This is a genomic window from Streptomyces sp. NPDC053427, from assembly GCF_044544985.1.
Taxonomy (GTDB): domain Bacteria; phylum Actinomycetota; class Actinomycetes; order Streptomycetales; family Streptomycetaceae; genus Streptomyces.
Window position 1 is genome coordinate 248534 of the sequence record NZ_JBITYA010000007.1, and the last position, 11668, is coordinate 260201.

At 74.1% G+C, this 11668-nt stretch carries 8 protein-coding genes; 3 read left to right on the forward strand and 5 right to left on the reverse strand.

All coding sequences use genetic code 11. The annotated features are described in order from the left end of the window. Window positions 1–255: 255 nt before the first annotated feature. Genes ACIGWZ_RS21305 through ACIGWZ_RS21315 form a run of 3 tightly spaced genes read right to left on the reverse strand, consistent with a single transcriptional unit; the run spans window position 256 to window position 2555 of the window. Window positions 256–1251 carry an acyl-CoA dehydrogenase family protein gene (locus ACIGWZ_RS21305; RefSeq protein ID WP_400067264.1) on the reverse strand — a complete coding sequence of 332 codons (996 nt, stop codon included), beginning with the start codon at window positions 1249–1251 and terminating at the stop codon, window positions 256–258. 8 nt (window positions 1252–1259) lie between these two features. After that, complete coding sequence (locus ACIGWZ_RS21310; RefSeq protein WP_400066871.1) at window positions 1260–2405, reverse strand: acyl-CoA dehydrogenase; 1146 nt, start codon at window positions 2403–2405, stop codon at window positions 1260–1262. A 9-nt stretch (window positions 2406–2414) separates the two neighbouring features. Further along, a complete protein-coding gene (locus ACIGWZ_RS21315; protein WP_400066873.1) occupies window positions 2415–2555 on the reverse strand; it encodes a hypothetical protein in 141 nt (46 codons plus the stop codon). Window positions 2556–2725: 170 nt separating this feature from the next. On the opposite strand from ACIGWZ_RS21315, the gene ACIGWZ_RS21320 reads away from it, so the two are divergent. Both ACIGWZ_RS21320 and ACIGWZ_RS21325 read left to right on the forward strand, forming a co-directional pair. Then, complete coding sequence (locus tag ACIGWZ_RS21320; RefSeq protein ID WP_400066875.1) at window positions 2726–4273, forward strand: class I adenylate-forming enzyme family protein; 1548 nt, start codon at window positions 2726–2728, stop codon at window positions 4271–4273. A 70-nt stretch (window positions 4274–4343) separates the two neighbouring features. Continuing rightward, the gene (locus ACIGWZ_RS21325) at window positions 4344–5531 is read left to right on the forward strand and encodes a winged helix DNA-binding domain-containing protein (protein WP_400066877.1); all 1188 of its coding nucleotides are present in this window, start codon (window positions 4344–4346) and stop codon (window positions 5529–5531) included. A 27-nt stretch (window positions 5532–5558) separates the two neighbouring features. On the opposite strand, the gene ACIGWZ_RS21330 is transcribed toward ACIGWZ_RS21325, so the two are convergent. Together ACIGWZ_RS21330 and ACIGWZ_RS21335 are read right to left on the reverse strand one after the other, a co-directional pair. Further along, complete coding sequence (locus ACIGWZ_RS21330; protein ID WP_400066879.1) at window positions 5559–8012, reverse strand: protein kinase; 2454 nt, start codon at window positions 8010–8012, stop codon at window positions 5559–5561. A 146-nt stretch (window positions 8013–8158) separates the two neighbouring features. After that, complete coding sequence (locus tag ACIGWZ_RS21335) at window positions 8159–10252, reverse strand: serine/threonine-protein kinase (protein ID WP_400066881.1); 2094 nt, start codon at window positions 10250–10252, stop codon at window positions 8159–8161. Window positions 10253–10473: 221 nt separating this feature from the next. Here ACIGWZ_RS21335 and ACIGWZ_RS21340 point away from each other — a divergent pair, with 221 nt between their 5' ends. Then, the gene (locus ACIGWZ_RS21340) at window positions 10474–11667 is read left to right on the forward strand and encodes a serine hydrolase domain-containing protein (protein WP_400066883.1); all 1194 of its coding nucleotides are present in this window, start codon (window positions 10474–10476) and stop codon (window positions 11665–11667) included. The last annotated feature ends 1 nt before the right edge of the window (window position 11668 follow it).

An 11668-nucleotide genomic window follows, 5' to 3' on the forward strand; every position in this document is an offset into this window, starting at 1 on the left:
GGCGAGCGGCGCGCAGTCCGTACCCCGGAGCCGTCATTTCGACGGCACCGCGACCATTGCGCCACAGAACCACTCGCACCCAATGGAGCGTACCCGAGCGGAACGCCGACTCCCGCCTGCGACGAGTCACGCCTAGGACACAACCCGATATCGACCCTCCGTGACCGCTTATGCGTGCGGTGCCCGACATTTCGCACACGTGATGCCAGAGTCTGACATCACGGTCCACGAGACGACCCATCGCCTCAACCTCCGTCAGGCGATCAAGCCCTCCGCCAGCGCTTCCTCCGCCTCGGCGGCCCGGCCCCAGCACTCGGCACGCCACCAGGCCCGCTTGAGATGCAGATGCACATCGGCCTCCCAGGTGAACCCCATGCCGCCATGAACCTGCAGGCAGTCCCGGGCGTTACGCACCGCAGCCGCATCGGCGAGCAGTTTTGCGCCGGTTGTCTCGAGAACACCCTCCGTGACCGCCGCCGCATACACCGCACTTCGGGCGATTTCGGCTCGTACGAGCATCTGCGCGCACAGATGCTTGATCGCCTGGAAGGATCCGATGGGGGCGCCGAATTGCTCGCGTTCGCGCGCATACGTCACCGCCATGTCGACCGTACGGGCCGCGCTGCCCAGTTGCTGGGCGGCGGTGAGCAGGGCCGCCTCGCGGCGCAGCCGGGGCGCGTCGAGGGCCAGGGGCGCGGCGTCCGGGGTGCCCGTGACGCGGACGAGCGGGGTCAGGGGGTCGACCGAGGCGAAAGGGGCGCAGGCCACCGAGGCGGCCGCGCTCCGGTACGCCCCGTATGCGCGCCTCTGGTGCACCGGCTCCGCCTCCTGCGCACCCCCCAGCAAGATCAACGCGTCGCAGTCCGCCGGGTGTTCCCACAGCACGGGGGCGGTCGGGCCGGCTGCTGGGCCGGTCGCCGCATCGGCCAGCGCGACGATCCGTTCGCCGGTGGCGACGCCGTCCACCACGCCGGCCAGCAGCTGGCAGGCGACCAGCGGTCCCGGCAGCAGCGCCCGCCCGGTCTCCTCGAGGACCAGCACCGCCTCCGGCAGTCCGAGCCCCACGCCGCCGTCCGACTCCGGCAGCCGCAGCGCGAAGAACCCGGCCTCGGCCAGCTCCCGCCACAGGGCGCGGTCCAGCGCGGGCCCGTCCACGGCCGCCCGCAGCCGGTCCCGGCCGAACCGCCCGGCCAGCAGCTCCCGCACGCCCTCCCGCAACGCCCGTTGATCTTCGTCGAGTTGGAAATGCACCGGCCCGCTCACCGCCCCTTCGGCAGGCCGAGGATGCGCTCGGCGACGATGTTCTGCTGGATCTGGGAGGTGCCCGCGGCGATGGTGTACGAGAGGGACGACAGCCGGTCGGCGACCCACTCCTGGTCCGCGTCCAGCGACCCGGCGCCCAGCACCTCCGCCGCCGCGTCGTACAGCTCCTGCCGGGCATGCGAATAGCGCAGCTTGAAGACCGAACCGCCGCTCCCGGGGACCCCCATCGCCTCGCTGACGTTCCACTGGGTCAGCCGCCACAGCGCCGTGAACTCCGCGCTCAGCCGGCCGAGCCTGCGGCGCAGCACGGCATCGTCCCAGCGGCCGTTGGCCCGGGCCGTACGGGCGAGCGCGCCGAGCACCCGGCGGCAGGCCACCACCTCGCCGACGAAGGCGGTGCCGCGTTCGAAGGAGAGGGTCACCATGGTCACCCGCCAGCCGTCGTTCTCCGCCCCGACGCGGTTGCCGGCCGGCACCCGTACCCCGTCGAGGAACATCTCGGCGAACTCCGTCGAGCCGGCGAGGGTGCGCAGCGGCCGGACCGTGACGCCGGGCGCGTCCATGGGCATCGCCAGCCAGCTGATGCCGCGGTGCTTGGACGCCCGAGGATCGGTACGGACCAGGAGTTCGCACCAGTCGGCGACCTCGGCGTGCGAGGTCCAGATCTTGGAGCCGGTGACGACATACGTGTCGCCGTCCCGTACCGCCTTCGTGCGCAGCGCCGCGAGGTCGGATCCGGCGTCCGGCTCGCTGAAGCCCTGGCACCAGATCTCGTCGCCGCGCAGGATCGGCGGCAGCCAGCGGGCGCGCTGTTCGGCGGTGCCCTCGGCGGCGATGGTCGGACCGGCGTGCAGCAGCCCGACGAAGCCCGCACCGACGTAGGGCGCGCCGGCCAGTTCCGTCTCTTCCAGGAAGATCAGGTGCTGGGTGGGGGTGGCACCCTGTCCACCGGCGTCCCGGGGCCAGTGCAGCCCCGCGTATCCGGCGTCGTACAGCATCCGCTGCCAGGCGGCGTCGTACGCCCGCCGGCCGGGCCAGTCCGTCGCGGCGGGCTTGGCGGGGAGCTTCGGCAGCACCTCGCCGAGCCAGGTCCGCAGCCGCGCCCGGAACTCTTCCTCTTCTTCTGTATAGGTGAGGTCCATGGGAGGCGGCTACCTGCCGCGGCGGGCGTCGAGGGCCGGGCGGAGCGTGCGGACCGCATCGCCCCGCAGCCGGGTCCCGAAGCGGTGCGCGGGCCCGCTCGCATGGTCGTCGACGCCGATGATGCGCGGTAGCTCTGCCGGATTCCCCATCGTGTCCCCTCGCCCCGTGAAGCGGCCGTATCCGGGCGGCCGCGGTATCTGATGACCCGTCAGAATCAGGCTAGCCCCGGCGCTCTGGACCGACAAGGCGTCGACCTCTAACCTCGGCAGGAAATCTGACGCACCGTCAGTATGCGGGAGTGCAGGGGAGGCAGATCCGGATGACGACGACCGGCGCCACTTTCTGGGACCTGGTCGCCTGGCGCGCCGCCCGCAGCCCCGATGCGCCCGCCCTCATCCAGGGCACCGAGTCCGCCCGGCACGAGCGCCGGATCACCTTCGGGGCGCTGCACCGGCGGGCGGAGCGGGTCGCCGCCGGCCTGTACGGGCGGGGCGTGCGGCCCGGCAGCCGAGTCGTCTGGCAGCTGCCGACCCGCATCGAGACCGTGCTGTTCAGCCTCGCGCTGGCCCGGATCGGCGCCGTCCAGAGCCCGGTCGTCCCCCTCTACCGCGACCACGAGGTCGGCCAGGTGCTGCGCCGCACCCGCGCCGCCTTCTTCGCCGTCCCCGGTACCTGGCGCGGCTTCGACCACACCGCGATGGCCCGCCGCCTGGCGGCCTCGCTGCCCGCCCCGCCGACGGTCATCGAGGCGTACCGGGCCCTCCCGGACGGGAACCCGGACGTACTGCCGCCGCCACCCGCCGACGCCGACGAGACGCGCTGGATCTACTGGACGTCCGGCACCACCGCCGGCCCCAAGGGCGTCCTGCACACCGACCGCAGCCTGCTGGCCGCCGGCCGCTGTCTGGCCGCCGCGCTGCGCATCGCCCCGTCCGACGTCGGCTCGATGGCCTTCCCGTACGCCCACGTCGCCGGCCCCGACTACACCGTCATGCTCCTACGGCACGGCATTCCCGCCGTCCTCCTGGAGCACTTCGCCCTCCCCGGTTCGCTGGCCGCCTACCGGCGTCACCGCGTCACCCTCGCCGGCGGATCCACCGCCTTCTACTCCCTCTTCCTCTCCGAACAGCGCAAACTGCCGCCCGGCCGCCGGCTCCTGCCCGCCCTCCGCCTGCTGGCGGGCGGCGGCGCGCCGAAACCCCCCTCGCTCCACCACGAGGTGGTCGCCGAGCTGGGGTGTCAGCTCACCCACGGCTACGCCATGACCGAGGCCCCGATGGTCACCATGGGCGACCCGCACGACAGCCCCGAACACCTCGCCGGCACCGACGGCCGGCCGCCCGCCGAGATGGAGATCCGTATCGCGCCCGACAGCGGGGAGATACGGCTGCGCGGCCCGGCCGTCTGCCGCGGCTACCTGGACGAGCCGTCCCCCTTCGACGCCGACGGCTTCCTCCCCACCGGCGACCTCGGCCGCCTCACCCCCACCGGCCACCTCGTCGTCACCGGACGTCTCAAGGACATCATCATCCGCAAGGGCGAGAACATCTCCGCCCAGGAGATCGAGCACCTGCTGCACCGGCACCCGGACGTGGCCGATGCGGCGGTGATCGGCCTGCCGGACCCGGAGCGGGGCGAGCGGGTCTGCGCCGTGGTCGAACAGCCGCCGGAGGCAGGCGAGTTGACCCTTCCCGCCCTGTGCGCGTTCCTCCGTTCCCAGGGCCTGGCGCCGCACAAGCTCCCCGAACAGCTGGAGGTGCTGACGGCGCTGCCGCGCGGGGCGACCCTGCGCAAGGTGCTCAAACAGGAACTGCGGGAGCGGTTCGGGGGCGCCGAGGGGACCGGCGCCCAGGGAACCGGCGTGTAGGACGCGACCCGTCCTCCACACCCCGTACGGTCCTGCGCATGAACCGCCCCCGCCCCCACAGGGACGCCCCATGAGTCACCCCCGCCCGCACATCGACGCCCTCGGACGCCGGGCCCGCCTCGGGCGGCGCCATCTGCTGGCGCCCGCGTACCGGTCGGCCCGTACCGAAGAGGTCGCCGATGCGGTCGTGGGGCTGCACGCCAGCGATGCGGCCACCGTCCATCTGGCGGCCTGCGCCCGCCTGACCGCGCCCGACCCGGCGGAGGTGGAACGGGCCCTCTACGACGACGGTTCGCTGGTCCGGCTGCTGTGCATGCGCCGCACGCTCTTCGCGGTCGGCGCCGGACTCGCACCCGTGGTCGCCTCGTCCACTGCGCTGGCCATCGCCGCGAAGGAACGGCGCGATATGACGCGGTGGATCATCGGTGGCCTTCCCGGCTGGGACGAACGGCGCCTGGCGGAGGTGGAGGCGAAGGCCCTCGCCGCGCTGACCGCCCGCGGCGAGGCGACGGCCGGCGATCTCGCCACCGATGTGCCCGAACTGCGCGACACGATCGTCGTCTCCCCCGGCAAACGGTACGAGGCCACCGTCGCCGTCTCCAGCCGGATCCTGCGCGTACTGGCCGCCGAGGGCCGCATCCGCCGCGGCCGGCCGCGCGGCGGCTGGACCAGCAGTTCCTTCCGCTGGACCCCCGGCACCGCATTCGCCGACCTGCCCGCCCCGCCGGCCCCTGAAGCACGCGCCGACCTCGCCCGCCGCTGGCTCGCCGCGTACGGCCCGGCGACCGTCGAGGACCTCAAGTGGTGGACGGGCTGGACGCTCACCGACACCCGGCGGGCGGTGGCCGCGACCGATGCGGTCGAGGTGACACTGGACGACGGCGTGGGCGCCTGGGCACTGCCCGACGACCTCGAACCGCTCGCCCCGCCCGAGCCCTGGGCCGCCCTCCTCCCCGCCCTCGACCCCACCGCCATGGGCTGGAAGGCCCGCGACTGGTACCTCGGCCCCGACCACATCCCCCGCCTCTTCGACCGCAGCGGCAACATCGGCCCGACGGTGTGGTGGAACGGCCGGATCGTCGGCGGCTGGGCGCAGCGGGCGGACGGCGAGATCGCCTGGCGGCTGCTGACGGACGAGGGCGGACGCGCGGCCGCCTCGGCGGTGGAGACGGAGGCGGCCCGGCTCGCGGGCTGGGTCGGCGACGTCCGCATCACTCCGCGGTTCCGGACGCCGCTGGAGCGGGAGTTGAGCGGGTAGGGGGAGGCGCAGCGGTCGGCACCGGTGTCACCGGGGGCTGTATGTGCTCGTCGCCTGCTCGTACAGGCGGTCCACCTCGCGGCGGCCGGTGTCGGGGCCGATGACGAGGACGAGGTGGTAGCGGCCGTTGTGGATCATGGCGAGGTTGCGGACGTAGACCGCGCGGCCGCTGGTGTCCTTCCAGGTGAACGTGCCCTCGGCCATCGCCGTCTTGCCGACGTCGATCCGCCGCAGGCCGGAGGCCGAGGACCAGCCGGAGCCTCGGTACGGAGCCAGCTCGCCCTCCTTGTCCTGCTGGTAGGCCATGGGGTCCGCGCCGAAGTGCGCCGTGGTGTCGCGGCCGGGCACGATCAGCAGCTCGTAATCGCCGCCCAGGTAACGGACCTGGCCCTGGCCGTTCTTGGCGCGCCGCTGCCAGCCCTTGTGGACCGCTACCTGGAAGCCCTCGGGGTCGGTGCGGAGCGCGTAGCCGTCGGCGACGTTCGTGGGCGGGGTGGGCTGCGGGGCCTGGCTGCCACCCGAGCCGCCGTCCTGGCCCTCGCTCTGGTCCTGGCCGCCGTCCTGGCCGGTGGGGGGCGCGGGGGTGCCGCCGGACACCGCGCCCGATACGCCGCCGGTCTCCGAGCCGCCCGAGCCATCCGATCCGCGCCGGGCCTCCCCGCCGGACTTCGGCAGGAACACCATCGCGTAGGCGACCGCGCCCACGAGGAGCAGCAGGATCAGGGCGAGGAGGAGCCGCCCGAGGTGGCGCGGCCCGCGGCCTCGCGGGGCCCGTGCGTCGGCGTGGTCCCGGGCACCGCGCGGCCGCTTCGGTGCCGCCTCCACGCCGACCTGCACGAGCAGCTGCTGCTCCTCGTACGGATCCCCGGCCGACGGCCCGTAGCTGCGGGCGGGCCTGGGCGGCTTGGGCGGTCTGGCAGGTCTGGCGGATCTGGGCTGGCGGAGGGGCTTGGGCTGCTTCGGGGGGCGCGGCGGGCGCGCAGGGCGGGGTACGGGGGCGACCGGCGACGCGAAGTCGTCCGCGCGCGGCGCGGCCAGGGGCGTCGTCCGCGGCTGCGCCGCGGGGCGGGCCCGGTCCTTCTTGCGCCGCCCCTTACGGACGAGTTCGCCGCGGCGCCGCACGATCGGCAGCCGGCGGGGGTCCGTGCCCTGCTCCAGCGCCGGAAGTGAGATCAGCCGACGGCCGATCTCCGGCTCCGGTGCCGTACGGATCAGCGCGCGCAACCGGCCGCGCAGCTCCTCGAAGTCCGGCCGGGCGGCAGGGTCCCGGCGGAGGAGGGAGGCGATGAGGTAGCCCAGATCCTCGCCGCAGGCGTCGGCCGGGGCGGGCGGCTGCGAGCGGACCAGTCGCGTCAGTTCGGCAACGCTCTCCTCGGGGAAGGGGGGACGTCCCTCGACGGCACGGAAGAGCAGCGCGCCGACCGCCCAGAGGTCCGTTGCCGGGCCCGTCCGAGCCGTCACTTCGCCCTCGCGCTGGGCCGGTTCGGCCTGTTCGGGCGCCCAGCGTTCGGTGACGGGGCCGACGATCTGGAGCCGGGCCTGCCACGCGCGCTCGGCGGCCAGGCCCGCGCTGGGGCGGCCGTACGAGGAGGGGGCGGAGGGTTCACTCTTGGTGAGGCGGACATTGCGCGCGGGGTCGAGGTCGGCGTCGGGCGCGGTCTGCGGGGCCGGCTCGCGGCGCGGCGCGGGCAGGTCGCCCGTATCGGCGTCGGTCGGGGTGTCGGCGTCGGTGCGCAGGTCGGTGTGCAGGTCGGCGCGCACGCCGATGTGGTCGCCGTACGGGCCGAACCGCGCCCCCGAGGCGTCCTCCTGGCGGGCCTCGGGCCCCCGGGTCGGCTCGGGGAGCGCCGCGGCGGGGGCGTCCGGCGCGGGCGCGTCCTCCTCCGGGGCGGGGTCGTAGCCGCACAGCGCCTCCTGGGCGGCGCCCACCGCCAGGCCGGTGAGGATGGCCCGGCCGTCGTCGCAGACCAGGACCGTGCGGGTGGTGACGTTCCGGTGGAGGCGGCCGTGTGCGTGCAGGGCGCGCAGTGCGGTCAGGACGTCGGCGGCGATCTCCGCGGCGCGATGCGCGCTCAGGGGCCGCTCGGCGAGGAGTGCGGACAGCGGGCGGGCGGGGATGAGTTCGCCGACGATCCAGAGGCTGCCGTCCTGGGCGAAGACGTCGAAGACCTGGTCGAGGAGGGGGTGGTCGGGGAGTTGCGCGGCGGCCGTCGCGGCGTCCAGCGCGCGGCGGACGGCGGGGTCGCGGGGGCTGCGGTCGGCCGTCCCCGTGCCCGTGCCGCCGGTGGGCCCGCCGCCCGGAAAGCCGGGGTCGCCGACGACCTCCGCCTCCACGACCTCCGGCAGCGGCACCTGACGGAGCAGCACTTCCTGTCCGCTGTAGGTGTCGAACGCGCGGGTCTCGGCGAAGGTGTCCTCGCCGGAGGGGCGCAGCGGCAGGCGATAGCGCTCGGCGAGCACTCTCCCCGCGTACTCGTCCACGACGCCTCCCCAACAGCGCGTTCAGGCGTACGGCGTTCATGCGTACGGCCCGTTCCGCTCTCACGATACGTGCCGGGACCGACACAGGCCCGCGCCGCGTCGGTCCCGTACGGCGTCAGTCCTTCGCGGCGAACGCCCGGTACGGCTCAGTCCTTCACGGCGAACGTGCGGAACGCCGTGTCGCGCAGCTGGGTGCACTCCTTGTCCGACCAGGCGTCGGCCTTGCACGTGATCATGATCGCGTAGCCATGGTTGTCGTCGGCCCTGAAGCCGCGGTCGAGGACGCGTACCTTCTGGCCGTCCTGCCGACGGGTGAACGACCAGTCCGCGACGGTCGGATAGTCCCGCCAGGAGACCGTCTTGATGCCGAGGAGGTGGTAGTCGGGGGTGGAGCGGCGTACGGCCGGCTCCAGGTCGCGCCAGGAGGCCGCCGCATCGTTGCCCGGCTTGGCGTTGTAGTCGATCTGGATGCGCGGGAACCCGCCCGAGGTGCTGTATATGGCGCCGGAGCCCTCGCCCGCGGTCGCGGTCTGCTTGAAGCCCTTGGGCATCGCCACGGTGAAGTGGAACCGGCCGTTGGAGACCGACGCGAAGCCGTCCGGCAGGGCCTTGTCGCCCTTGTCCCCCGTGTCGCTGCCCTTGTCGTCGCCGCCCTGCCCCGGGTTCGGTGACTGCGGGCCCGACGGGCCGTTCTGGTCGGTCCCGGGCTTGCTCGCGGTGGCCGAATCCGGCTCGTTCTTGCCGTCCTTCGAGGGCTTGGCGTGTCCGGCGGACGTCTTCCCGCCCTTGCCGTCCTTGCCGCCCGAGGCGCCGTTCGTCGTGTCGCCGCCGCTGAGCGCGAAGGCCAGGATCGTCCCCAGGATCAGCAGTGCCACGATCACGGCCGCGGTGATCAGCGTGCGGCGCGGCACGACGTCGGTCACCGAGGCGCGCGGGGCGGGACGGCCGCCGTCACCGGGTCTGGAGTCGTTGCGGGCCGCCGCGGCGGCGTTGCGGACGGCCTGCAGGGCGCCGCGCACCCGCTCCTTGGCGGCGTCGGTGTCGAAGCCGGGACGGGCCGCGGGGCGGTCGGCGGTCGCGGTGCCCGCGTCCCGCTGGGCCGCGTCGCTCGCCGTGGCGGCAGCGGAGTCCGTACGGTCCGGGCCGGCCGGCGTGCCGGAGGTCTCCGCCTTCTCCGGCGCACCCACCGAGGCGGCGGCCGCCGTCGTCCCCTTACCGGCGGCCCCGGCCTCGGGCTTCGCCTTCGGCTTCCGCGAGGCCTTCGGCTTCGGCTCGGGCTTCGGCTTCGGCGCGGCCTTGCTCCTGGGCGCGGCCTTCGGCTTTGCGGCCCGCTCCGCCGGCACCGTGGGCAGCGCTATCGCCCGCGTGGCGTCCATCGGCGGCTCGGGCTCGGGCTCTTCGGGGCCGTTGACGACGTCCTGCAGCAGCGCCCGCGCGCCCGCGTCGTCCAGGCGGCCCGCCGGGTCCTTCACCAGCAGGCCGTAGATGACCTCTTCCAGCAGACCGGCATTCTTCGGCGGCTCGACCGGCTCGGTCATCACCGCCGTCAGAGTGGCGATCGCCGAGCCCTTGTCGTACGGGGGATGGCCCTCGACGCAGGCGTAGAGCAGGCCGCCCAGCGACCACATGTCGGCCGGCGGGCCCGGCTTCTGGCCGCGGGCGCGCTCCGGGGAGATGTAGGAGGGGGCGCCGACGAGCATGCCGGTGGAGGTCACGGAGGGGTCGCCCTCGACCTGGGCGATGCCGAAGTCGGTGAGGACGACGCGGCCGTCGTCGGACATCAGGACGTTGGACGGCTTCACATCGCGGTGCAGAATGCCCTCGCGGTGCGCGGCGCGCAGTACGTCCAGGATGGCGAGGCCGACCTCGGCGGCGCGGTGCGGGGTGAGCGCGCCGTCGTCGCGGACGAGCTCGGCGAGCGAGCGGCCCTCGACCAGCTCCATCACGATCCACGGCCGGTCGTCCTCGTCGACCACGTCGAAGACCGTCACCGCGCCGTTGTTGCGGATCCGGGCGATCGCCTTGGCCTCGCGCAGCGTACGGGTGATCAGACGGCGCTTCTCGTCCTCCTCGACCCCGCCGGGGAAGCGCAGTTCCTTGACTGCGACCGTACGGCCCAGGACCTCGTCGCGTGCCCGCCAGACGGTGCCCATGCCGCCCCGGCCGAGAACATCGGCGAGCCGGTACCGGCCGGCGAGCAGCCTGCCCTCCTTGCCGTCCATCTCGACCTCGTCGCCCACGGAATCCCCTCTGCAATCCAGCCGAGTTGGCACCGCGACGCCATGAAGACCACATGCCGACCGCATGTCGATCTTCCAGCGATCGCCAAACTGACCCAACTCGGACAACCCACCCTGGCGGAGCCTTCATTCTCCCTCATCCGCGGCCATGGGGAAGGCCCGGGTCGGTCCAGTAGCGGGCCGCGCGCCCTGCATGATGGCCGGGACGAACGGGAGTCCTGATGACGATGCGCTCGCTCCACCGGGCCGCACTGGCCGCCCTGCTCGCGCTGATCGTGCCGGTTCTGACGGGGTGTACTGGTCAGACGCGTATCGCTCCCCTCCCACCTGGGGAAGTCCGCCGGCCGCCCGCCACGACGGTGGGGGCGCTGCGCCGCCTGGTGCACGACGGGGCGCCGGGCGCCGCCTCCCTCATCACCCGCGACGGCAGGTTCTGGGGCTCGCGCTTTTCCACGGCCGGCGCGGCCGATCTGCGCACCGGCCGCCCGATGGACGCCCTCGACCATTTCCGGGCCGGCGGTCTCACCCAGACTCTGGTGGCGACGGTGATCCTGCAACTCGTCGCCGAGCGGAAACTGGCCCTGCACGACACCGCGGCCGCACACCTCCCCGCGGGCGTGCCGGCCCGTTGGCCCGCCACGGGAAAGAGCGACGGCGGCGATCTACGAAAGGTGACAATCCGCCAGCTGCTGGCCCATACGAGTGGTTTGTTCGACTACGCGCGGGACCCCCGGCTCTCCGGACGGCTGTACGGCACGGGCTTCGCCGCCCACCGCTATGACACCCACCCCCCGGACCGCCTCCTGCGGATCGCCCTCGCGCACCGTCCGGTGGCCGCACCCGGCGTCCGTTACGCGTACGCCGACACCGACTACCTGGTGCTCGGCCTGATCATCAAGGGGGTGACCGGCCGCTCGTACGCCTCGGAGATCCACCGGCGCCTCATCGTCCCCGCCGGGCTCGACCACACCTCCTTCCCCGGCGCCGACCCGTCGCTGCCCCGGCCGCACGGCCGCGGCTACGCGCTGATCGGCGGCCGGCGGGTGGACGCCACCTTCCTGGACCCCAGCCGGGCCGGCGCCGCGGGCGAGATGGTCACCACCCTCGGCGACCTCAACCGCTTCTTCTCCGCGCTGCTCAGCGGCACGTTCCTGGCGCCGCGCCAGATGGCGCAGCTGCGCAACGACCGGGGCGCCGACCGCGCCCGCGGACTCGGCCTGTACGCGACCCGGCTGCCGTGCGGCGTCACGGTCCGGGGCCACCGCGGCGGCATCAACGGGTCGTTCGTCGAGACCGCGGGCACCGCCGACGGCCGGCACCTGGTCAGCTACCGGGTCAACGCCGACGCGCCGGCCCGGCCGGCGGACGGGACGGCCGTACTGGCGGCGGAGTTCTGCCCGGAGCGCCGGCCGTAGC